Raw genomic sequence first — 21,380 nt, forward strand, 5'->3', positions numbered from 1 at the left:
CCTCCCTTTGACGCATCTGGAAAAAGAATGGATGCACTATACACTTTCGCGCCTGTGCTTGAATGGATATGTGGATCGTGGCAGCGCAACTGACCTTTCGGCCCTCGAGCTCAAACGTTCTCGGAGGTCCGCTGCGTTCCACCTTCTGAACGCCTAGCCGCGCCCGCGATAGGGCGCGACGCCCTGATCGGGCACCCACACGTCCTTGGGCAGCTTGCCGGTCTGCCAGAACACGTCGATCGGGATGCCGCCGCGCGGATACCAGTAGCCGCCGATGCGAAGCCATTTCGGCTTGATCTCGGCGGCGATCCGCTTGCCGATCATGACCGTGCAATCCTCATGGAAGGCGCCGTGATTGCGAAAGCTCGCGACATAGAGCTTTAGCGATTTGGATTCCAGTAGCCATTGCCCCGGCACATAGTCGATCACGAGATGCGCGAAATCCGGCTGGCCGGTCACGGGGCAAATCGAGGTGAATTCCGGTGCGGTGAAGCGAACCAGATAATTGGTGCCGGCTTGCGGATTGGGCACGGGGTCGAGTTGCGCCTTTTCAGGGCTATCAGGCCATTCCACGGCGCGGCCGAGCTGCAATGATTTGGGCAATGATTTCTGTACTGATTTCTTGGCCATCGTGATCGTCCTTTGCGATGGCTGACATGAACGCTGCGGGGGTAATCGTCAACCGCTAGCGTGAGGCTGGGTCGCCAAGAAACCGCACCAGCGCCTGTCGTTCCGCGGCGTCCTCGATTCCGCGCATCGACATCCATAATCCTGGAAACATACCCGCCGGATCAGCAAGGAAGGTCTCGAGGCGTTGTGGGTCCCAGCGCAGCCCGTCGTCGCGCGCTTTGCGCAGCACAGGGGAGTAATCGAAATCAGCGTTACCCGCCACGCCGCGTCCGATCACGCCTGACAGGTTGGGGCCGGGCAGGCCGCGCTCCGCGGGATCGAGGCTATGGCAGGCGCGGCAGGGCGTGAATGCCCGCGCGCCGTCTTCCGCCGCATTGGCGGGAGCGGGCAGAAGAAGGGATAACAGCGACAGGACGACAAAGAGCCTCACGCGGCCGTCTGTATCACGACCAGCCGGCCGTTGCCGGATTCAGCGCCCCAGGTCTCGCCGGGCCGGCCGTCGAGCTGGCGCACGTTCGCGCCCGATTTGTCGCTCGGGAACGCGTTGAATTTTTCCGTTACGGGATCGAAGCGCACGATGGCGTTGGCGCCGAAATCGGTGAGCCAGACCTTGTCCTTGTCGTCGACATAGACGGCATACGCCCGCGGATTGCTTCCGGGCAGCTTCCAGGCCTTCCAGGAGCCGTCGGCCGGATCGTGCACCGACACTTGGCCGCTGTTCCATTCGCTGACCCAGATCCGGCTCTTGGAGTCCGACCACACCCGCCGCGCGCCCTGCTTTGGCGTTGACGGTTCGACGATGGTCGCCTGGCCGCTCGCCAGATCGATCTTTGCAATGTGATTGCCGGCGAGCGAGGCGTACCAGATCTCGCCCTTCGGGGTGACCGTGATCCCGTAAGGACCGACGCCGCGCGGCGCCTTGAACACGGTCATTTCGCCCGATTTCGGATCGAGCCGGCCATAGATGCCGGACTGGCCGGTGAACCAGTAGATGCCACTCTTGTCGAACACGCCGGTGTTGAGGTTGGCGTAGGCCTCCTTTTCGGGCAGGCGGAACAGCGTCACCTTGTGGTCGCCGGGGTCGACGCGCGCAATCGCGTTCTGTCCGCCCTCGGTCACCCACGGCGCGCCGTCGGGGCCGATCACGACGCCGTGCGGCGATGCGCCCTTGCCGAGATTGATCAACTTGAATGCGCCGTCCCGTGGGTCTAATCGCCCCAGCGTTCCATTGCGCTGACCGGTGAACCAGATCGCGCCATCGCGCGCGGGCGTGACATCGTGCAGGCCGACGCCGCCATCGATCGGATAATATTTGACCCGGAACGGGCCTTCCTGCGCGGCGGCCGCGCGCAGTAGGGTGGGGGCGGCGAAAATTCCAGCAGTGGTGTTTTTAAGAAACTGGCGGCGGTTCATTGCGTTACCCCGGCTTGTGAACGTGAAGGTTTGGACGCCGATATCAACCCTGGAGCAGTTTATCCTGACCAGGCGGTGCCGTCCGGAAAAGGCCATTCCTCAAGCGTTCACATTTGCTTGCTCCCCGTGTAAGACCGCCCCCGAAACCGGACCACCCATTTCCAGGAAAGTTTAAGACATGACCGCCATCGTCGACATCATTGGCCGTGAAATTCTCGATAGCCGTGGCAATCCCACCGTTGAAGTCGATGTGGTGCTGGAAGACGGCTCGATCGGCCGCGCGGCTGTTCCCTCCGGCGCGTCCACCGGCGCCCATGAGGCGGTCGAACTGCGGGACGGCGACAAGCAGCGCTATCTCGGCAAGGGCGTGCAGAAGGCGGTGGAAGCCGTCAACGGCGAGATCTTCGAGGCACTCAGCGATCAGGCCGTCGAGGACCAGGTCCACATCGACCAGATCATGATCGATCTCGACGGCACGCCGAACAAGAGCCGGCTCGGCGCCAACGCCATCCTCGGCGTTTCGCTGGCCTGCGCCAAGGCGGCGGCCGAATCCTTCGACATGCCGCTCTATCGTTACGTCGGCGGCACCTCGGCGCGGACGCTGCCGGTGCCGATGATGAACATCATCAACGGCGGCGTGCATGCCGACAACCCGATCGACTTCCAGGAATTCATGATCCTTCCCGTGGGCGCCGCGAGCTTCGCCGAGGCGCTGCGCTGCGGCTCGGAAATCTTCCACACCCTGCGCAGCGAACTGAAGAAGGCCGGCCACAACACCAATGTCGGCGACGAGGGCGGTTTTGCGCCGAACCTGCCGTCGGCGGACGCAGCCCTCGATTTCGTGGTGAGCGCGATCGGCAAGGCCGGCTACAAGGCGGGCAGCGACGTGATGCTCGGCCTCGACTGCGCGGCCACCGAGTTCTTCAAGGACGGCAATTACGTCTACGGCGGCGAGAACAAGACCCGCTCGCGTTCCGAGCAGGCAAAATATCTCGCCGATCTCGTCTCGCGTTATCCGATCGTCACGATCGAGGACGGCATGTCAGAGGATGACATGGACGGCTGGAAGGAATTGACCGACCTGATCGGCAAGAAGTGCCAGCTCGTCGGCGACGACCTGTTCGTCACCAACGTCACCCGCCTTGCCGACGGCATCAAGAACGGCCGCGCCAATTCGATCCTGATCAAGGTCAATCAGATCGGCACGCTTACCGAGACGCTTGCCGCCGTCGAGCTGGCGCACAAATACGGCTACACGTCCGTGATGTCGCACCGTTCCGGCGAGACCGAAGATTCCACCATCGCCGATCTCGCGGTCGCCACCAATTGCGGCCAGATCAAAACCGGATCATTGGCCCGCTCCGACCGCACCGCCAAGTACAACCAGCTCCTGCGCATCGAGCAGCAACTCGGCAATCAGGCGAAATATGCCGGCAAATCGGCGCTGAAGGCCTTGGCGTAACGCATCGGCGCAACCAGATAGGACGGACACCAGGGGGAGGATGGCGATGAGTGACGGCAAGAGCGGGCTTCAACTTCGTTCGCTGCTCAAGAAGAGCGGCGAACTCGAATTGTCGCTGGTCGATGTCCCGACGCCCGAGCCGGCCGACGACGAAGTCGTGGTCCGTGTCGAGGCGACCCCGATCAATCCCTCCGATCTCGGGCTCTTGATCGGTCCGGCCGACATGTCGACCGCCAAGGAATCCGGTAGCGCGGACGCGCCTGTCATCACCGCGAAGATGCCGGAATCGGCGATGCGGATGATGGCGGCGCGGCTCGACCAGTCGCTCCCCGTCGGCAATGAAGGTGCCGGCGTGGTGATCAGGACCGGATCTTCGGACGCCGCGAAAGCGCTGATGGGCAAGGCGGTCTCGATGATCGGCGGCGCGATGTACACGCAGTATCGCACCATCAAGGTCAGGGACGTCATGGAGCTGCCGTCAGGCACCACGCCGGCCGACGGCGCATCATGGTTCGTCAATCCCTTGACCGCGCTCGGGATGACCGAAACGATGCGGCGCGAGAACCACAAGGCGCTGGTGCACACCGCGGCCGCCTCCAATCTCGGGCAGATGCTCAACAAGATCTGCATCAAGGACGGCATCGGCCTCGTCAATATCGTCCGCAGCAAGGAGCAGGCCGACATCCTGCACAAGATCGGCGCCAAATATGTCGTCGATTCCACCGCAGACACGTTCATGGACGATCTGACCAATGCCCTGGTGGAAACCGGCGCCACCATTGCGTTCGACGCCATCGGCGGCGGCAAGCTGGCGAGCCAGATCCTTACCTGCATGGAAATCGCGGCCAACAAGACCGCCAAGGAATACAGCCGCTACGGCTCGAACGTGTACAAGCAGGTCTATATCTACGGCAGCCTCGACAATCGTCCGACCGAGCTCAGCCGTACCTTCGGCCTGACCTGGGGCGTCGGCGGCTGGCTCTTGACGCCGTTCCTGCAAAAGATCGGCCCCGCCGAAATCGGCCGGCTGCGCCAGCGTGTCGCGTCCGAGCTCAAGACCACCTTTGCCAGCCACTACACGCAGGTAGTGTCGCTGCAGGAGACGCTGCAGCTTTCCAACATCGCCGTCTACAACAAGCGCTCCACCGGCGAGAAATTCCTGATCAATCCGAACAAGGGGTGAGCGCGCGCTTCTATCGCCGCGAACAGGCTGCCTTTCAGGCGGCCTGTTTTTGCATGCCGAGGCAGCCGTAAAGATAAGTTAATGCACTTGCATCTTTCTGCTGATCTGGCGTAAGGGAGCGCTGGCGCTTTTGCTTCAAAAGGGAAATCCAATGGCCACCCATACCATCGTCACGATCGTCGGCTCTCTTCGCAAGGAGAGCTTTTCGCTCAAGGTCGCCAATGCGCTCGCCAAACTGGCGCCGGCTTCGCTCAAGCTCGACGTGACTACGCTGCATGAAATTTCCTTCTTCAACCAGGATTTGGAAGCAGCACCGCCGGCTGACTGGCTGGCGTTTCGCGAAAAGCTGCAGAAATCGAACGGCGTGCTGTTCGTGACGCCCGAATATAACCGCTCGATCCCAGGCGTCCTGAAGAACGCGATCGACGTCGGGTCGCGCCCCTATGGCAAGAGCTCGTTCCTCGGCAAGCCGACCGGCATCGTCAGCAACTCGCCCGGCGCGCTCGGCGGCGTCAACGCCGCCAAGCATTTGCAGAACATCCTGCCCGGTATTTCCGGTCCGATCCTCGGCCAGCCCGAAATCTACCTCAACGGCATCGGCGACGCCTTTAACGAGAAGGGCGAGCTCGTGAAGGAAGCGGTGCAGAAGGTGCTGCAGCAATACATCAACGCGTTTGCGGCCTTCATCGAGAAGCAGAACGGGTAAACGGTTTGTCCCCCGTCGTCGCGAGGAGCGTGCTCTCGCCCCGTCATTGCGAGGAGCGCAAGCGACGAAGCAATCCAGCTGTCCTCACGGGCGGAGAGATGGATTGCTTCGCTTCGCTCGCAATGACGGGAGGGCCAGTCAGGCCGCGTTCTTAGGATTCCATTAACCCAGCCGTCGCATCTTGACGGCATGGTCTCCCGCACCCGATTGAAATCCATCCTGACCGGGCTCGCCCTCTATACGGTGGCGGCGATGATGGTCGGCTATTTCGGCGTCAACGCTTACACCGGCAAATACGGTTTGAATGCGCGCCAGGAGCTTGATCAGGAAATCATTGCCCTGACTTCGGAATTGGCGCGGCTGAAGCGGGAGCGGGCAGAGGGCGAGCAGCGGGTATCGCTGCTGCGGTCCGACCGGGTCGATCCCGACATGCTGGATGAGCGCGCGCGCTTCCAGCTCGACTACGCCAATCCGCGCGATCTGGTCCGGACCATCAAGTCGAACTGATTTTCAAACCGGCGTCACGAACCCGGCCGTCATGGGGGCGATGCTGGCGTGACCGGTCCGCAAATTTCAAAAAATCGCGAAATCAATTTCGAAAATGTCGCAGCCCACATTGCACTGCGGTATAGCAATATTTTCTCCAGCGCACGCAATCCTTTCACGGCGGTTTGAGTTGGGATAGAGAGGGCTGATCCGTCTCTCTTTCACCCGGAATTGCCATGGCTGCACCCAAGAAAAGCGTCGCGAAAGAATCAGGGCAGGAGAAGGCAAACGGGTCTCCACCGGAATTCACCAAAGCGCAGGAGCTGGCGGCGCTGCGGGACATGCTCCTGATCCGCCGCTTCGAAGAAAAGGCCGGCCAGCTCTACGGCATGGGTGCGATCGGCGGCTTCTGCCATCTCTATATCGGCCAGGAAGCTGTGGTGGTCGGAATGCAGATGGCCCTGAAGAAGGGCGATCAGGTCATAACCGGATACCGTGACCACGGCCACATGCTGGCCTGCGGGATGGACGCCAACGGCGTCATGGCCGAACTCACCGGCCGCCGCGGCGGCTACTCCAAGGGCAAAGGCGGCTCCATGCACATGTTCAGCATGGAGAAGAATTTCTACGGCGGCCACGGCATCGTCGGCGCCCAGGTTTCGCTCGGGACCGGCCTTGCTTTCGCCAATCGCTATCGCGGCAATGATTTCGTCAGCGTCGCCTATTTCGGCGACGGCGCGTCCAATCAGGGCCAGGTCTACGAGAGTTTTAATATGGCGGAGCTGTGGAAGCTCCCGGTGATCTATGTGATCGAGAACAACCGCTACGCCATGGGCACATCGGTGACGCGCTCCTCGGCCCTGACCGATTTTTCCAAGCGCGGCGCCTCCTTCAACATTCCGGGCCAACAGATCGACGGCATGGATGTGCGCGCGGTGAAGGCCGCCGGGGACGAGGCGGTGGCCTGGTGCCGCGCCGGCAAGGGGCCGTTTATCCTGGAAATGCAGACCTATCGTTACCGCGGCCACTCGATGTCCGACCCGGCCAAATACCGGACCCGCGAAGAGGTCGAGAAGATCCGCACCGACCAGGACCCGATCGAGCAGGTGCGCAATCGCCTGCTGGCCGCCAAGGTCAGCGAGCAGGAGCTGAAGGCGATCGACGCCGAGGTCCGCGAGATCGTCAACGCATCCGCCGATTTCGCCCAGCGCGATCCCGAGCCCGATCCGTCCGAGCTCTGGACCGACGTCTACAGGTAATTCAACGCATAGTTCGTAAAACGTGGGACCTGGTTTGCTGCTCTCGCGACCTGCAGATCAAACGAGCGCAGAACCAACTGATGAGTTATTTTCGGGAGCCGATATGCCCATTCAAGTGCTGATGCCTGCGCTGTCGCCCACCATGGAGAAGGGCAATCTTGCGAAGTGGCTGAAGAAGGAAGGCGAGACGATCAAGTCGGGCGATGTCATCGCCGAGATCGAGACCGACAAGGCGACGATGGAAGTCGAGGCGACCGATGAGGGCACGCTCGGCAAGATATTGATCCCGGAAGGCACCGCCGACGTCGCCGTCAACACGCCGATCGCGACCATTCTGGCCGACGGCGAGAGCGCGGCCGACCTCGGCAAGGCGAGCGCGCCGGCGCAAGCGGCGAAGGCAGCGGAATCCGCGCCCCCCGCCGAAGCCAAAGCGGAGGCGCCGCAGCCCAAGGCCGAGAAGGCACCTGCCGCGCCGCCGGCCGCGGTCGCCGAGCCCGATCCGGAAGTCCCCGCCGGCACCGAGATGATCACCCAGACCATTCGCGAGGCGCTGCGCGATGCGATGGCGGAAGAGATGCGGCGCGACCCCGACGTCTTCATCATGGGCGAAGAGGTCGCGGAATATCAGGGCGCCTACAAGGTGACCCAGGGGCTCTTGCAGGAATTCGGCGCGCGGCGCGTGATCGATACCCCGATCACCGAGCATGGCTTTGCCGGCGTCGGCGTTGGGGCTGCGATGTCGGGGCTGAAGCCGGTCGTCGAATTCATGACGTTCAATTTCGCCATGCAGGCGATCGACCAGATCATCAACTCCGCGGCCAAGACGCTGTACATGTCGGGCGGCCAGATGGGCTGCTCGATCGTCTTCCGCGGCCCGAACGGCGCCGCCGCCCGCGTCGCCGCCCAGCACAGCCAGGATTACTCGGCTTGGTACTCGCAAATTCCCGGGCTAAAGGTGATCGCGCCGTTCTCGGCGGCCGACTACAAGGGGCTGCTCAAGGCCGCGATCCGCGATGCCAACCCCGTCATCTTCCTCGAAAACGAAGTCTTGTACGGCCACACCGGCGAGGTGCCAAAGCTCGACGACTACGTGATCCCGATCGGCAAGGCGCGTATTGTTCGCTCGGGCAAAGACGTAACGCTGATCTCGTGGTCGAATGGCATGACCTACGCGCTGAAGGCGGCCGACGAGCTCGCGAAGGAAGGCATCGAGGCCGAGGTGATCGACCTGCGCACGCTGCGCCCGATGGACACCGAGACGATCGTCAACTCGGTAAAGAAGACCGGCCGTGCGGTGACGGTGGAAGAGGGCTGGCAGCAGTCCGGCGTCGGCGCAGAGATTGCAGCCCGCATCATGGAGCACGCCTTCGATTATCTTGATGCGCCGGTCGCGCGCGTATCCGGCAAGGACGTGCCGATGCCTTATGCCGCGAACCTCGAAAAGCTCGCATTGCCTTCCGTGGCCGAGGTGGTCGCGGCCGCCAAAGCCGTTTCTTATCGGTAAGCCCATGGCCGGTCCTAACGAACAACCGCTGCCGCCGGACGTGATCGGCCGCGAGGACGCCGTTGAAGTCCTGCGCGCCTTCGTCGTCGATGGTGGGCTCTCGATCGCGTTCCAGCGCGCCTTCGAGGAGCCTGACATGTGGGGCCTCTTGCTGGTCGATATCGCCCGCCACGCCGCCCGCGCCTATGCGCGCGAGAGTGGCTACACCGAGGACGAGGCGCTCGCGCGCATCGTCGAGATGTTCGAAGCCGAAATCAACCGGCCGACCGACATGGGCTCCACCACGCCCCGGTCGCAACAGGGTCACTGACGATGCCGATCAACATTTTGATGCCCGCGCTGTCGCCCACGATGGAAAAGGGCAACCTTGCCAAGTGGCTCAAGAAAGAGGGCGACAAGGTCAAGTCCGGCGACGTGATCGCCGAGATCGAGACCGACAAGGCGACGATGGAAGTCGAGGCGGTCGACGAGGGTACGATTGCCAAGATTCTGGTGCCGGAGGGTACGCAGGACGTCCCCGTCAACGATGTGATCGCGGTGCTGGCCGGCGATGACGAGGACGTGAAGGCGGCTGGCGCCGCGCCTGCGCCGAAGGCTGCTGAAGCGCCCAAGGAGGCACCCAAAGAAGCGCCCAAGGAAGCGCCGAAGCCTGCTGCCGCGGCACCGGCGCCAACACCTGCGCCCGCAGCGGCTCCCGCGCCTGCCCCCCAGGCGGCGGCTGCCAAGGGCAACGGCCAGGCCCGCATCTTCTCGTCGCCGCTCGCGCGCCGTCTCGCCAAGGATGCGGGCATTGATCTTTCGCGCATCAACGGCTCGGGCCCGCATGGCCGTGTTGTTGCGCGCGACGTCGAGGATGCGAAATCCGGCAAGGGCCTGAAAGCCCCGGCCGCCGCGCCTGTGGCGGGTCCGAGCATTGCGCCGTCGATGTCCGACAAGCAGATTTTGGCGCTGTTCGAGGAAGGCTCCTACGAGATCGTGCCGCATGACGGCATGCGCCGCACCATCGCGCAACGGCTCACCGCCTCGGTGCAGACCGTGCCGGTGTTCTACCTGACGATGGACTGCGACATCGGCAAGCTGCTGGTCGCGCGCGAGGAAATCAACGCCGCAGCCCCCAAGGACAAGGAGAAGAAGCCGCTCTACAAGCTCTCGGTCAACGACTTCGTCATCAAGGCGATGGCGGTCGCGCTGCAGAAGATTCCGAACTGCAACGTGAGCTGGACCGAAGGCGGCATGGTCAAGCACAAGCATTCCGACATCGGCGTCGCGGTCGCGATGCCCGGCGGCCTGATCACGCCGATCATCCGCAAAGCCGAGACCAAGACACTCTCCACGATTTCGTCCGAAATGAAAGACTTTGCCGCGCGCGCGCGGGCGCGCAAGCTGAAGCCGGAAGAATACCAGGGCGGCACTACGGCGGTATCCAACCTCGGGATGTACGGCATCAACCACTTCACTGCCGTGATCAATCCGCCGCACGCGACGATCCTTGCGGTAGGCACCAGCGAGGAGCGTCCCGTGGTGCGTGCCGGCAAGATCGAGATCGCGCAGATGATGAGCGTGACGCTGTCCTGCGATCACCGGGCGATCGACGGCGCGCTCGGCGCCGAGCTGATCGGCGCCTTCAAGCAGTTGATCGAGAACCCCGTCATGATGATGGTGTGAGGCGAGGGTAGCCGCATCGTCATTGCGAGCGCAGCGAAGCAATCCATCTCATCGGCGACAAGGTGGATTGCTTCGTCGCAAGGGCTCCTCGCAATGACTGAGAACTGTGATGGTCGCACGACGATAACGAGCACATAGCCATGGCCGACACATCCTTCGACGTCATCATCATCGGCTCCGGCCCCGGCGGCTACGTCACCGCGATCCGCTCGGCCCAGCTCGGATTCAAGACCGCCATCATCGAAAAATCCTATCTCGGCGGCATCTGCCTGAACTGGGGCTGCATCCCGACCAAGGCGCTGCTGCGCTCGGCCGAGATCTTTCACTACATGCAGCACGCCAAGGATTACGGCCTCTCCGCGGAGAAAATATCGTTCGATCCGAAAGCCGTCGTGCAACGCTCGCGCGGCGTTTCGAAGCGGCTGAATGACGGCGTCGGCTTCCTGATGAAGAAGAACAAGGTGACGGTGATCTGGGGCGAAGCGTCGATCGACGCGCCCGGGAAGGTCACAGTGAAGAAATCCGCCGTCGAAGCGCCGAAGGGCGCGCTCGGCGAGGGCGCCTATCAGGCCAAGCACATTATCCTCGCGACCGGCGCGCGGCCGCGCGTGCTGCCGGGGCTCGAGCCCGACAAGAAACTGGTCTGGACCTATTTCGAGGCGATGGTGCCGGAGCGCATGCCGAAATCGCTGTTGGTGGTCGGCTCCGGCGCGATCGGCATCGAGTTCGCTTCCTTCTTCCACACCATGGGCGCCGACGTCACCGTGGTAGAGGTGCTGCCGCAGATCCTCCCGGTCGAGGACGCGGAGATCGCCGGTCTCGCGCGCAAGCGGTTCGAGAAGCAGGGCATCAAGATTCTCTCAAACACCAAGGTGACGAAGCTCGAGAAGAAGGCCGACAGCGTGGTCGGCACCATCGACGACGGCAAGAAGCCGCAGACGGTCGAGTTCGAGCGGGTGATCTCGGCGGTCGGCGTGGTCGGCAATGTCGAAGGTCTCGGCCTCGAAAAACTCGGCGTCAAGACCGACCGCGGTGTCGTCGTGATCGACGGCTACGGCAAGACCAACGTCCCCGGCATCTACGCCATAGGCGACGTCGCAGGTCCCCCGATGCTCGCCCACAAGGCCGAGCACGAAGGCGTGGTCTGCATCGAGGCCATCAAGGGCCTGCATCCGCACGCGATGGACAAGAACCTCATTCCCGGCTGCACCTATTGCCACCCGCAGATTGCCTCCGTCGGTTTGACCGAGGCCAAGGCCAAAGAAAACGGCCGCGAGATCCGCGTCGGCCGCTTCCCCTTCGTCGGCAATGGCAAGGCGATCGCGCTCGGCGAGGACCAGGGCCTCGTCAAGGTGATCTTCGACAAGAAGACGGGGCAATTGCTCGGCGCCCACATGATCGGCGCGGAGGTGACCGAGTTGATCCAGGGTTACGTGGTCGCCATGAATCTGGAGACCACGGAAGAGGAATTGATGCACACCATATTCCCGCATCCGACGTTATCGGAGATGATGAAGGAAGCCGTGCTGGATGCCTACGGCCGCGTACTGAATATCTAGCCTAGTCCCTAACCGTCATGCGCGGGCTTGACCCGCGCATCCATCGCGCTTCACAAGAGTCTTGCGAAGAAGATGGATTGCCGGGTCGAGCCCGGCAATGACAAGCAAACCAGAAAGAACAGTTGTGAAAGACAACGACAATCTGACCATTGAACGCCCGACGTTTGTGACCCATCTCGAATGCGCGATGGAAGGCGATCGGTACGAGGCCGACCAGATCCACAACCTCTCCAAGGCCGGCAAGCCGCTACTGGTGCGCTACGACCTCGCTGGCGTGAAGAAGGCGCTGACCAAGGAAGCCCTCGCGCAGCGCCCAGCCGACATGTGGCGCTATCGCGAGCTGCTGCCGGTGCGTAAGGTCACGGACATCGTCAGCCTCGGCGAAGTGACGACGCCGCTGATCCGGCTGCCGAAGCTTGCGAAAAAAATCGGCGGCGGCGAGATCATCGTGAAGGACGAGGGCCGTTTGCCGACCGGCTCGTTCAAGGCTAGAGGCCTGGTCATGGCGGTGTCGATGGGCAAGGCGCTCGGTATCAAGCACATGGCGATGCCGACCAACGGCAATGCGGGCGCGGCGCTGGCCGCCTACGCTACCTCCTGCGGCATCAAGACCACGATCTTCTGCCCGGCCGACACGCCGGAGGTGAACGTCAGCGAAATCGAGCTGCAGGGCGCCACCGTCTATCGCGTCAACGGTCTGATCGACGATTGCGGCAAGATCGTCGGCGAGGGGAAGGCAAAAGCCGGCTGGTTCGATACCTCGACGCTGAAGGAGCCTTACCGGATCGAAGGCAAGAAGACGATGGGCCTTGAGCTCGCCGAACAGCTCGGCTGGGAGATGCCCGACGTGATCTTCTACCCGACCGGTGGCGGCACCGGCCTGATCGGGATGTGGAAGGCGTTCGCCGAACTGGAAGCCATCGGCTTCATCGGCGCGAAGCGGCCACGGATGGTGGCGGTACAGGCGTCCGGCTGCGCGCCGATGGTGCGCGCCTTCGAGAACGGTACCGAGCATGCCCCGCGCTGGGAGGATGCCCATACCATTGCCTCCGGCATCCGCGTGCCGCAGGCGGTCGGAGATTTTCTGATCCTGCGCGCGGTCCGCGAGAGCAAGGGATTTGCGATCGCGGTCCCGGACGAGAAGATTTCTGCTGCGCTGAACGAAGTGGCGCGTGAGGAGGGCCTGCTGTTGTGTCCGGAAGGGGCGGCGACGTATGCTGCCTATCAGCAAAGCCTTGCCGACGGCCGCGTGACGAAGAACGATCGCGTCATGCTGTTCAATTGCGCGACAGGGCTTAAATATCCGCTGCCGCCGGTCACGCGCACGCTCGATCGCCACCAGCCGATCGACTACGCCAAGCTGTAGCGGCCGTCATTGCGAGCGCAGCGAAGCAATCCATCTCGCTCCGACGGAAGTATGGATTGCTTCGTCGCTTCGCTCCTCGCAATGACGGAGTGGGCAATAGGGAGGTAGTTATGCGAAGGTTGGTTCTTGCGGTACTTGCAACGCTCGCTCTCGTCAGTCTCGCCGCAGCGCAGAGCTTTCCCTCGCGTCCCCTCACCATCATCGTGCCGTTCTCCGCCGGCGGTCCGTCGGATGCGATGGCGCGGATTCTCGCCGAGCGCATGAAGGTTACGCTCGGCGAGCAGGTGCTGGTCGAGAACGTGACGGGAGCGGCCGGTACGGTCGGCGTCGGCCGGGCGGTGCGTTCGCCGCCTGACGGCTACACGATCAGCTTCGGCCATCTCGGCACCCACGTCGCCAATGGCGCGATCTACAAGCTCGGCTACGACCTCACAACCGACCTTGAGCCGGTCGCGCTGCTGCCGAGCAATCCGATGATCATCGTCAGCAAGAAGGCGGTGCCCGCAACCTCACTGAAGGAATTTGTGGCGTGGCTGAAGACGCAGCCGACGCCGGCGACCGCGGGCACGGCAGGCGCCGGCTCCGGCAGCCATATCGCCGGGGTCTATTTCGAGAACGTCACCGGCATCAAGCTGCAATATGTGCCCTATCGCGGCACCGGCCCCGCGATGAACGATCTCGTTGCCGGCCAGATCGATATGATCGTCGACCAGACCTCGAACTCTATCGGGCAGGTACGCGCGGGCAATATCCGCGCCTATGCCATCACGGACAGCAAGCGCGTGGAATCCGCGTCCGACATCCCGACCGTGGATGAGGCGGGGCTGCCTGGATTTCACATGACGCTGTGGTCCGGCCTCTGGGTTCCAAAGGGCACGCCGAAGGACGTGATCGCAAAGCTGAATGCGGCGGCGGTGGAGGCGCTGAACGATCCGGCGGTGCGCAAGCAGCTTGAAAATCTCGGCTTACAGATGCCGCCCAAGGACAAGCTCACGCCCGAAGCGCTCGGCGCCTGGCAAAAGGCCGAAATCGCAAAATGGTGGCCGATGATCAAGGCTGCCAACGTCAAGGTGGATTAGCTCCGGATGCGCACGCGGGCGAATGTGCAAGATCGAGGGCAGGAACCTACGGGTAGTGCGGACGTTAACGCTCTTATACGGAGCGCACGATGGCTGACAAAGACAACCGAACCAAGGGCACAATCGGACTCATTCTCGGCGGAGTCATCGCTTTGGCTGCTGCGGCATTCATTCTCACCGGCGGTGAATTGGGCGGGACTAAAGAGGTGACCAGCGATGCTGACCTTCCGCCGGTCGCGCCCGGAAAGAAATAGTGCGAAAATGCGTTGGTAAGTGTGCTGATTTGTCCGATCTATTCTGACTGCAGCGACTAAGCCGTTCATGGATCGGATGCTCTATTTCGAACTGGCTACCTACCGGCTGGGACTATGACCTGTTGCTTCCTTCGTCGCGAGTGACGCCGACGCAGTCCAGCGCCCGGCTCCGATTTAATCGGCGCCGGACGCTGCAGAACAAGGGCCGGGAGGAGGCGGTGGTCCTTGTCCTTGATCGCTGCTTAGGCGTAGGTAGCCACGTTTGCCATCGCCGTCATTTCATTGTGGTGGCCGCCGTCGGTGCCGCCACCGGCCAGCACGCCGTCGTCTTCCAGATCGAAGTGCGCGCCGCCGAGCTCGCCGGCCTTCTCGTAAGCGCCATACACGGTTTGGGTAACGGCGATATCGCTTTGCTTCACGAGGTTGCCGTAGACGGTAATGGTGCCGAGCAGATCCTCGTCATGCGCGCCGGCATTGCCTTGCTGGCTGATGACGGTGATCACGCTGTAGTCGTTCCTGCCGTCGCCGTTGCTGTCCTTGTGCTCGATCGACTTGACCTCGGCGGTGTGCGCCGAGATTTCGATCTTGTCGCCCTGGGCGCGGTTGAAGTCGCGGATCACGTCATTGCCGAAGCCGTCGACCCAGTGATCATGCGTGGCGCCGTTCTCGCCGGTGACGCCGACCCAGTCGATGGTGCCGTCATCATTGACATGCTTGGCGACGATCTCGTCCTTGCGCGTTCACCATGCCTTCGAAGCGGAAGGTGTCGCCGCCCCTGCCACCGGTGAGGGTGTCGTTGACCGCCTTGAACGCTGCGGTTTCCTCAGCGAAGATCTGGGTCGTGCCGTCCTGGGCCGCGACCATCTCGCCGGCGTCCGACCGACTGAGCAGCACGTCGTTGCCGGAGCCGCCATCCATGCGGTCAGCGCCGAAGCCGCCGACCAGGAGATCGCCGCCGGAGCCGCCCGAGAGATTGTCGTTGCCCGAGCCACCCCACACCTTGTCGTCGCCGGAGCCGGCGTTGAGCGTGTCGTTACCGGCCATGCCGGCGACCGAGTCCGCCTTGGCACCGGAGTACAAGACGTTGTTGCCCGTCGTGCCGTTCAGATGATCATGGTCGGCGCTGCCGCCCGTAAACCGGGCTAAAAAATCATCGAGACGGCCGTCGTCGAAGAACCTGTTCAGATTGAAGCGTGCCATTAGTCGAACCTCTTACTCAGAGGCCTCACGGACTAGAAACGACCACGGACTTTGGGAAAGCCTCGCGTGATGCGCGCGGGAAGGACGTGAGGCAGGATCCTTCACCCGCATCGAAGAAGAAACAGCAAAACGGGCCCGTGGCTGGACGTGTGCGCGGCGGATTTGCGCTGCGCAGGGGCAATATGGTGACGCGAAAGGCGCTCGTGCGCCGATCCTTTGGCACACGCCTCAATTCCAGCCGGCGATCAAAACATCTGCGACAAGTTGCGTACCGCGTTGTTCTCTCTCGCATATGAACGACAAGCGCCGACGATGCGCATGTCGCGGGCCGCATCATTGCGTGACGAAAACTGGCGAAAAGGGTGCCGGCCGCACAAAAATGACGCGATCCCTTTCGAACGCCAAGCATGGCACGGAATGTAATTTTCGATGTGCGCAATGGCGGCAATCGAAGATGAGCCCCGTGGATGTCATTCGGGTTGCGCTGTCCGATTCGCGGCGAGGCTGGTCGCGCGGCATTTCGCCGTCGCCCTCAGGTTGTGATCGGTTTAGAGCGTGGTCTCCTGGAACGAGGTTCCTCGACGGGTGCGCGATTTGATAAGCTCAAATAATGGTTGCCGCCGGGCCACGATTGTTGCGTGACTGCAACAGCAGGGGAACATTTGGTTAACCACCCGCCTGCCTCTTGCTTGCGCCGCTTTTTGGCCACACCCCTCCATGAAACCATTTCTTTCATAGCTGATTGGCCACAGCGGGCAAAGGCGACGGGAAATTGCTCCCGAGACCGACGGGGAGATGGCTGGGAGAACAGGTTCCGCTGATGGACGCCAAGACCGACATCAAGAAGAGGTTGCCGAGCCGTCACGTGACGGAGGGGCCGGAGCGTGCCCCTCATCGGTCCTACCTCTACGCGATGGGGCTGACCACCCAGCAGATCCACCAGCCTTTCGTCGGCGTCGCGTCCTGCTGGAATGAAGCCGCACCCTGCAATATCTCGCTGATGCGCCAGGCGCAGGCGGTCAAGAAGGGCGTTGCGGCTGCCGGCGGCACCCCGCGCGAATTCTGCACCATCACCGTGACCGATGGTATCGCCATGGGCCACGACGGCATGCGCTCGTCGCTGCCATCCAGAGAGTGCATCGCCGACTCGGTCGAACTGACCGTCCGCGGCCATGCCTATGACGCGTTGGTCGGGCTCGCCGGCTGCGACAAGTCGCTGCCGGGCATGATGATGGCGATGGTCAGGCTCAACGTGCCCTCGATCTTCATCTATGGCGGCTCGATTCTGCCGGGCAATTTCCGCGGCCAGCAGGTCACGGTGCAGGACATGTTCGAGGCCGTCGGGAAGCATTCGGTCGGTCAAATGTCGGATGCCGATCTCGACGAAATCGAGCGGGTAGCTTGCCCCTCGGCCGGGGCGTGCGGCGCACAATTCACCGCCAACACCATGGCGACCGTGTCAGAGGCGATTGGCTTGGCGTTGCCCTATTCGGCCGGCGCGCCGGCGCCTTACGAGATTCGCGACGCGTTTTGCGCCGCCGCCGGCGAGAAGATTCTGGAGCTGATCGCAGCCAACATCCGCCCGCGCGACATCGTCACCCGCCGCTCGCTGGAAAACGCCGCCGCCGTCGTTGCGGCCTCCGGCGGGTCGACCAATGCCGCGCTGCACCTGCCGGCGATCGCGCATGAATGCGGGATAAAATTTGACTTATTCGACGTCGCCGAAATCTTCAAAAAGACTCCTTATGTCGCGGATTTGAAGCCAGGGGGCCGTTATGTTGCCAAAGACATGTTCGAGGTTGGCGGCATTCCGCTTCTGATGAAGACGCTGCTCGACAATGGCCACCTGCACGGAGATTGCATTACCGTTACGGGCCGTACGATCGCCGAAAACCTCAAGAGCGTGAAATGGAATCCGCACCAGGATGTGGTGCGGTCCGCCGACAACCCGATCACCGTCACGGGAGGCGTTGTCGGGTTGAAGGGTAATCTCGCGCCGGAGGGTGCGATCGTGAAGGTCGCGGGCATGTCGAAGTTGAAATTTACTGGTCCTGCCCGTTGCTTCGACCGCGAGGAAGACGCCTTCGAGTCGGTTCAGAAAAAGACCTACAAGGAGGGCGAGGTCATCGTGATCCGCTACGAGGGGCCGCGCGGCGGTCCCGGCATGCGGGAGATGCTCTCGACCACCGCGGCGCTGACCGGGCAGGGGATGGGCGGCAAGGTCGCCCTGATCACCGACGGCCGGTTCTCTGGCGCCACCCGTGGCTTCTGCATCGGCCATGTCGGACCGGAGGCGGCGGTGGGCGGCCCGATCGCCCTGTTGCAGAATGGTGACATTATCGAGATCGACGCCGAGGCCGGAACCCTTAACGTAAAATTGACCGACGCCGAACTCGCCGAACGTAAAACCAAATGGCTGCCTCGACAGACTAACCATACGTCGGGTGCGCTGTGGAAATATGCCCAACAGGTTGGGCCGGCGGTGGATGGGGCTGTGACCCATCCTGGCGGTGCGCACGAGAAACAGTGTTATGCGGACATCTAGGCGTATCATTCTTGCGTTGATGTTGGGGGCCGCACCAGTGGCTGCTCCCGGATTCGCATTTGATGGCGCACCGGTGAAGCCGGACGCCACGCTCCCCATAATGAACCAGCCCGCTGCCGCGCAGGCCGTCACGGCGCAGGCGCTGAAGAAGGCTGCGCCCGCGGCTACCGCGGCGGCGACGGCGGTTAACGCACCCTCGCTGACTTCGCTGCAATACGCCGCCGAGGGTGGCCATCCCGTCGCGCAGTGGAAGCTCGGGCGGATGTATGCCGATGGCAATGGCGTCGTTCAGGACGATCTGCGCGCCTTTGAATATTTCAGCCGCATCGCCAACGCGCATGCGGAGGACAGCCCGTCGGCACCGCAGGCGACGATCGTCGCCAACGCCTTCGTGGCGCTGGGGCGCTACTACCTCAACGGTATCCCGAACTCCAAGATCAAGCCCGACACCGAGCGCGCGCGGGAGATGTTCTCCTATGCTGCGTCTTATTTCGGCAATGCCGACGCGCAATACGATCTGGCGCGGCTCTACCTGAAGACGCCGGACGCCTCTCGGGATGATTTCCGCTATGGCGCGCGCTGGCTTGGTCTGGCTGCCCAGAAGGGCCAGCATCAGGCGCAGGCGATGCTCGGCCAGATGCTGTTCAACGGCGACCGGCTGCCGCGGCAGGCCGCCCGCGGATTGATGTGGCTGACGCTGGCGCGCGATAACGCCGCGCCCGACGAGACCTGGATCCGCGAAAGCTACAACCGCGCCTTCGCCAAGGCCTCCGACGACGACCGCGCCACGGCCCTGCAGATGCTCGAGCACTGGGTGCAGGGCAAGCGGGACTGACGCCGCGCTGCCGTAGATTTGTAGGGTGGGCAAAGCGCAGCGTGCCCACCATTCACCTCAACGACTTCCGAGAGATGGTGGGCACGGCGCAAGAGCGCCTTTGCCCACCCCTACGATTCTGTCGCTCAAGCCTTCTCCAGATCGAAATCCGCCCAGACCGGCACGTGGTCGGACGGCTTCTCCCAGGCGCGGACGTAGCTGTCGACGCCGACATCGATCAGGCGGTCGCTGGCCTGCGGCGACAGCAGGAGGTGGTCGATTCGAAGGCCCCAGTTCTTCTGCCAGGCGCCCGCCTGGTAGTCCCAGAAGGTGTAGAGGCCCGGTTCGTCGGTCACCGCGCGCAGCGCATCGGTCAGCCCGAGGCCGAGCAGGGACTGGAAGGCCTCGCGGGTTTGCGGCCGGAACAGCGCGTCGTTGCCCCAGGCGGCGGGGTTATAGACGTCGGCAGCAGCCGGAATGACGTTGAAGTCGCCTGCGAGGACCAGCGGTTCTTCTGCCTTAAGCCGCTCTTTCGAGTAATCAAGAAGCCGCGACATCCATTTGAGTTTATAGGGGTATTTGTCCGTATCCGGCGGGTTTCCGTTGGGCAGATAGAGGCAGGCTATCCGCATCACGCCGGTCTTCAGCGTTACCACGCCTTCGAGGAATCTGGCATGGGCGTCCTCGTCGTCGCCGGCCAAGCCCGATTTGGTCTCGTCGAACGGCAGCTTCGACAGCAGGGCGACACCGTTGAAGGTCTTCTGGCCGTGGGTGACGACGTTATAGCCGAGCGACTCGAGCTCCAGCCGCGGGAACGCGTCGTCAACGCACTTGGTTTCCTGCAGACAGACGACGTCCGGCGAGCAGTCTTTTAGCCACGTCATGAGATGCTCGAGCCGCTGCCGGATCGAATTGACGTTCCAGGTTGCAACACGCATGAATTCTGTCCGGATCGTAACTACACAATTTCCGCTGCAGTGGCATACCATGTGCAGCCGGGCTGTGATAACCGTTTAAGGAATAACGGGCTGCGATAACCGTTTAAGGAATAAGGCGCAAACATCGCCGTCAAGGGGCAGGAGTAAACCGTCCCGTCCGTTGTGGGACCGGCGAGCGTGAAAATGATGAAAAAGCGTACCTTGATACTTGTTACCGGCGCTATCGCCATTGCTACCGCGGCCGGCTTCATTACCCGCTCCTCATGGATGGGCGGCAGCAGCAACGCTCAAGCCCCGCAGCGGCCGCGGACGGTTTCGGTCGAAATGGCGAAAGCTGAGCGCAAATCCGTCCCGGTCGATGTCGACGCCAATGGGACGGTGACGCCGATCTCCAGCGTGGCGCTGAAATCGCGGCTGGAAACCACCATCATCGCGGTGCATTTTGAAGATGGCGCCAAGGTCAACCAGGGCGACTTGCTATTCACGCTCGATAGCCGCCAGATCGACGCCCAGATCGAACAGGCCGAGGGCGTGCTCGCCAGGGACCAGGCGCAGCTCGAGGGCGCGCAGCGTGACCTTCGCCGCTTCAACGATCTGGTCGCCAAGGGCGCGACCACGCAGGTCAACGTCGATAACGCCAGGACACAGTCCGATATCCTGACCGGTACCATCAAGGCCAATCAGGCTGCTCTGGACAACCTGAAGGTCCAGAAAAGCTATACCATGATCCACGCGCCTATCTCGGGCCGGATCAGCGCGGCCAACGTGAAGGCCGGCAATTTCGTGCGCCCCGCCGATGCCACCCCGCTTGCGGTCATCAACCAGATGGCGCCGGTCTATGTCACATTTGCGGTACCGCAGCGCGTGCTGGTCGATTTGCGGGAGTCGATGGCGAAAGGGATCTCCACCGTCACCGCGATGATCCCGGGCCATAAGCGTTCAGAGACCGGCAAGATCGCGATGGTCGAGAACACCGTGGACGCGACCACCGGCATGGTCACCGTGCGCGGCATTATGGCCAACGAGAATGAGACGTTGTGGCCGGGCACGCTGGTCGCCACCAAGCTCGTCATCCGCAACGAAGACGCAATCGTGGTGCCGACGGTTGCCGTGCAGCGCAGCCAGAGCGGCAATTTCGTCTTCGTGGTCAAGGACGGGGTCGCCAAGGTCCAGCCGGTCACGGTCGACCGCACCTCGCAGGGCATCTCGGTGATTTCGGAGGGGCTCGCCGGCGACGAGAACGTGGTGGTCGACGGGCAATTGCTGCTGTCTGACGGAACGCGGGTCGAGCCGCGGGCTAAAAAGGCCGGGGCATAG

The 21,380-nt window shown here is 62.7% G+C and carries 21 protein-coding genes; 15 read left to right on the forward strand and 6 right to left on the reverse strand.

Annotated features, from left to right (window positions below; genetic code table 11):
• Positions 1 to 153 precede the first annotated feature (153 nt).
• Genes queF through V1277_RS30370 form a run of 3 tightly spaced genes read right to left on the reverse strand, consistent with a single transcriptional unit; the run spans position 154 to position 2,043 of the window.
• Complete coding sequence (gene queF, locus V1277_RS30360; RefSeq protein WP_334419412.1) at positions 154 to 630, reverse strand: preQ(1) synthase; 477 nt, start codon at positions 628 to 630, stop codon at positions 154 to 156.
• Between the two features lie 55 nt (positions 631 to 685).
• Positions 686 to 1,060, reverse strand: a complete 375-nt coding sequence (locus tag V1277_RS30365) for a c-type cytochrome (RefSeq protein WP_334419413.1) — start codon at positions 1,058 to 1,060, stop codon at positions 686 to 688.
• The gene (locus V1277_RS30370) at positions 1,057 to 2,043 is read right to left on the reverse strand and encodes a Vgb family protein (RefSeq protein WP_334375185.1); all 987 of its coding nucleotides are present in this window, start codon (positions 2,041 to 2,043) and stop codon (positions 1,057 to 1,059) included. Before V1277_RS30370 ends, V1277_RS30365 begins: the two co-directional genes overlap by 4 nt.
• Before the next feature lie 178 nt (positions 2,044 to 2,221).
• Between V1277_RS30370 and eno the strand changes: the two genes are divergently transcribed.
• From eno to V1277_RS30430, 12 genes are all read left to right on the forward strand, one after another.
• Entirely contained in the window at positions 2,222 to 3,505 is a 1,284-nt protein-coding gene (eno, locus tag V1277_RS30375; protein ID WP_334419414.1) for a phosphopyruvate hydratase, read from the forward strand.
• Positions 3,506 to 3,551: 46 nt separating this feature from the next.
• Positions 3,552 to 4,688 carry a zinc-binding dehydrogenase gene (locus V1277_RS30380; RefSeq protein ID WP_334419415.1) on the forward strand — a complete coding sequence of 379 codons (1,137 nt, stop codon included), beginning with the start codon at positions 3,552 to 3,554 and terminating at the stop codon, positions 4,686 to 4,688.
• Between the two features lie 151 nt (positions 4,689 to 4,839).
• The gene (locus V1277_RS30385; RefSeq protein WP_334375188.1) at positions 4,840 to 5,394 is read left to right on the forward strand and encodes an NADPH-dependent FMN reductase; all 555 of its coding nucleotides are present in this window, start codon (positions 4,840 to 4,842) and stop codon (positions 5,392 to 5,394) included.
• Positions 5,395 to 5,583: 189 nt separating this feature from the next.
• Positions 5,584 to 5,901 carry an FtsB family cell division protein gene (locus V1277_RS30390; RefSeq protein WP_334375189.1) on the forward strand — a complete coding sequence of 106 codons (318 nt, stop codon included), beginning with the start codon at positions 5,584 to 5,586 and terminating at the stop codon, positions 5,899 to 5,901.
• Positions 5,902 to 6,116: 215 nt separating this feature from the next.
• The gene (gene pdhA, locus V1277_RS30395; RefSeq protein WP_334419416.1) at positions 6,117 to 7,139 is read left to right on the forward strand and encodes a pyruvate dehydrogenase (acetyl-transferring) E1 component subunit alpha; all 1,023 of its coding nucleotides are present in this window, start codon (positions 6,117 to 6,119) and stop codon (positions 7,137 to 7,139) included.
• Positions 7,140 to 7,242: 103 nt separating this feature from the next.
• On the forward strand, positions 7,243 to 8,643 hold the full coding sequence (locus V1277_RS30400) for a pyruvate dehydrogenase complex E1 component subunit beta (protein ID WP_334419417.1): 1,401 nt from the start codon (positions 7,243 to 7,245) through the stop codon (positions 8,641 to 8,643).
• A 4-nt stretch (positions 8,644 to 8,647) separates the two neighbouring features.
• Positions 8,648 to 8,953 carry a DUF5076 domain-containing protein gene (locus V1277_RS30405; protein ID WP_028345892.1) on the forward strand — a complete coding sequence of 102 codons (306 nt, stop codon included), beginning with the start codon at positions 8,648 to 8,650 and terminating at the stop codon, positions 8,951 to 8,953.
• A 2-nt stretch (positions 8,954 to 8,955) separates the two neighbouring features.
• A complete protein-coding gene (locus V1277_RS30410) occupies positions 8,956 to 10,308 on the forward strand; it encodes a pyruvate dehydrogenase complex dihydrolipoamide acetyltransferase (protein ID WP_334419418.1) in 1,353 nt (450 codons plus the stop codon).
• A 140-nt stretch (positions 10,309 to 10,448) separates the two neighbouring features.
• The gene (gene lpdA, locus V1277_RS30415; protein ID WP_334419419.1) at positions 10,449 to 11,867 is read left to right on the forward strand and encodes a dihydrolipoyl dehydrogenase; all 1,419 of its coding nucleotides are present in this window, start codon (positions 10,449 to 10,451) and stop codon (positions 11,865 to 11,867) included.
• Positions 11,868 to 11,991: 124 nt separating this feature from the next.
• Positions 11,992 to 13,233 (forward strand): threonine synthase, encoded by a 1,242-nt coding sequence (locus V1277_RS30420; protein ID WP_334420496.1) that lies wholly within the window; start codon positions 11,992 to 11,994, stop codon positions 13,231 to 13,233.
• 110 nt (positions 13,234 to 13,343) lie between these two features.
• Complete coding sequence (locus V1277_RS30425) at positions 13,344 to 14,312, forward strand: tripartite tricarboxylate transporter substrate binding protein BugD (RefSeq protein ID WP_334419420.1); 969 nt, start codon at positions 13,344 to 13,346, stop codon at positions 14,310 to 14,312.
• Between the two features lie 89 nt (positions 14,313 to 14,401).
• Positions 14,402 to 14,566, forward strand: coding sequence for a hypothetical protein (locus V1277_RS30430; RefSeq protein WP_334419421.1), 165 nt, complete (start codon positions 14,402 to 14,404; stop codon positions 14,564 to 14,566).
• Between the two features lie 242 nt (positions 14,567 to 14,808).
• Here V1277_RS30430 and V1277_RS30435 read toward each other — a convergent pair whose 3' ends face one another.
• Both V1277_RS30435 and V1277_RS30440 read right to left on the reverse strand, forming a co-directional pair.
• The gene (locus V1277_RS30435) at positions 14,809 to 15,186 is read right to left on the reverse strand and encodes a hypothetical protein (protein WP_334419422.1); all 378 of its coding nucleotides are present in this window, start codon (positions 15,184 to 15,186) and stop codon (positions 14,809 to 14,811) included.
• A gap of 82 nt (positions 15,187 to 15,268) precedes the next feature.
• On the reverse strand, positions 15,269 to 15,766 hold the full coding sequence (locus V1277_RS30440; RefSeq protein ID WP_334419423.1) for a calcium-binding protein: 498 nt from the start codon (positions 15,764 to 15,766) through the stop codon (positions 15,269 to 15,271).
• A gap of 820 nt (positions 15,767 to 16,586) precedes the next feature.
• On the opposite strand from V1277_RS30440, the gene ilvD reads away from it, so the two are divergent.
• Entirely contained in the window at positions 16,587 to 18,311 is a 1,725-nt protein-coding gene (ilvD, locus tag V1277_RS30445; protein ID WP_334419424.1) for a dihydroxy-acid dehydratase, read from the forward strand.
• On the forward strand, positions 18,298 to 19,146 hold the full coding sequence (locus V1277_RS30450; RefSeq protein WP_334419425.1) for a tetratricopeptide repeat protein: 849 nt from the start codon (positions 18,298 to 18,300) through the stop codon (positions 19,144 to 19,146). Before ilvD ends, V1277_RS30450 begins: the two co-directional genes overlap by 14 nt.
• Before the next feature lie 125 nt (positions 19,147 to 19,271).
• On the opposite strand, the gene xth is transcribed toward V1277_RS30450, so the two are convergent.
• Positions 19,272 to 20,063, reverse strand: coding sequence for an exodeoxyribonuclease III (gene xth / locus V1277_RS30455; RefSeq protein WP_334419426.1), 792 nt, complete (start codon positions 20,061 to 20,063; stop codon positions 19,272 to 19,274).
• 186 nt (positions 20,064 to 20,249) lie between these two features.
• Here xth and V1277_RS30460 point away from each other — a divergent pair, with 186 nt between their 5' ends.
• The gene (locus tag V1277_RS30460; RefSeq protein WP_334375204.1) at positions 20,250 to 21,380 is read left to right on the forward strand and encodes an efflux RND transporter periplasmic adaptor subunit; all 1,131 of its coding nucleotides are present in this window, start codon (positions 20,250 to 20,252) and stop codon (positions 21,378 to 21,380) included.

This window comes from Bradyrhizobium sp. AZCC 1588 (assembly GCF_036924735.1).
Classification (GTDB): Bacteria; Pseudomonadota; Alphaproteobacteria; order Rhizobiales; family Xanthobacteraceae; genus Bradyrhizobium.

Bases quoted from the DNA above. Each gene is read 5' to 3' on its own strand.
- queF (WP_334419412.1), bottom strand. From the start codon at position 630: ATGGCCAAGAAATCAGTACAGAAATCATTGCCCAAATCATTGCAGCTC.
- pdhA (WP_334419416.1), top strand. From the start codon at position 6,117: ATGGCTGCACCCAAGAAAAGCGTCGCGAAAGAATCAGGGCAGGAGAAG.
- V1277_RS30425 (WP_334419420.1), top strand. From the start codon at position 13,344: ATGCGAAGGTTGGTTCTTGCGGTACTTGCAACGCTCGCTCTCGTCAGT.
- V1277_RS30450 (WP_334419425.1), top strand. From the start codon at position 18,298: ATGCGGACATCTAGGCGTATCATTCTTGCGTTGATGTTGGGGGCCGCA.
- lpdA (WP_334419419.1), top strand. From the start codon at position 10,449: ATGGCCGACACATCCTTCGACGTCATCATCATCGGCTCCGGCCCCGGC.
- V1277_RS30440 (WP_334419423.1), bottom strand. From the start codon at position 15,766: ATGGCACGCTTCAATCTGAACAGGTTCTTCGACGACGGCCGTCTCGAT.
- V1277_RS30370 (WP_334375185.1), bottom strand. From the start codon at position 2,043: ATGAACCGCCGCCAGTTTCTTAAAAACACCACTGCTGGAATTTTCGCC.
- V1277_RS30460 (WP_334375204.1), top strand. From the start codon at position 20,250: ATGAAAAAGCGTACCTTGATACTTGTTACCGGCGCTATCGCCATTGCT.
- V1277_RS30380 (WP_334419415.1), top strand. From the start codon at position 3,552: ATGAGTGACGGCAAGAGCGGGCTTCAACTTCGTTCGCTGCTCAAGAAG.
- V1277_RS30405 (WP_028345892.1), top strand. From the start codon at position 8,648: ATGGCCGGTCCTAACGAACAACCGCTGCCGCCGGACGTGATCGGCCGC.
- ilvD (WP_334419424.1), top strand. From the start codon at position 16,587: ATGGACGCCAAGACCGACATCAAGAAGAGGTTGCCGAGCCGTCACGTG.
- V1277_RS30385 (WP_334375188.1), top strand. From the start codon at position 4,840: ATGGCCACCCATACCATCGTCACGATCGTCGGCTCTCTTCGCAAGGAG.
- xth (WP_334419426.1), bottom strand. From the start codon at position 20,063: ATGCGTGTTGCAACCTGGAACGTCAATTCGATCCGGCAGCGGCTCGAG.
- V1277_RS30400 (WP_334419417.1), top strand. From the start codon at position 7,243: ATGCCCATTCAAGTGCTGATGCCTGCGCTGTCGCCCACCATGGAGAAG.
- eno (WP_334419414.1), top strand. From the start codon at position 2,222: ATGACCGCCATCGTCGACATCATTGGCCGTGAAATTCTCGATAGCCGT.
- V1277_RS30430 (WP_334419421.1), top strand. From the start codon at position 14,402: ATGGCTGACAAAGACAACCGAACCAAGGGCACAATCGGACTCATTCTC.
- V1277_RS30410 (WP_334419418.1), top strand. From the start codon at position 8,956: ATGCCGATCAACATTTTGATGCCCGCGCTGTCGCCCACGATGGAAAAG.
- V1277_RS30390 (WP_334375189.1), top strand. From the start codon at position 5,584: ATGGTCTCCCGCACCCGATTGAAATCCATCCTGACCGGGCTCGCCCTC.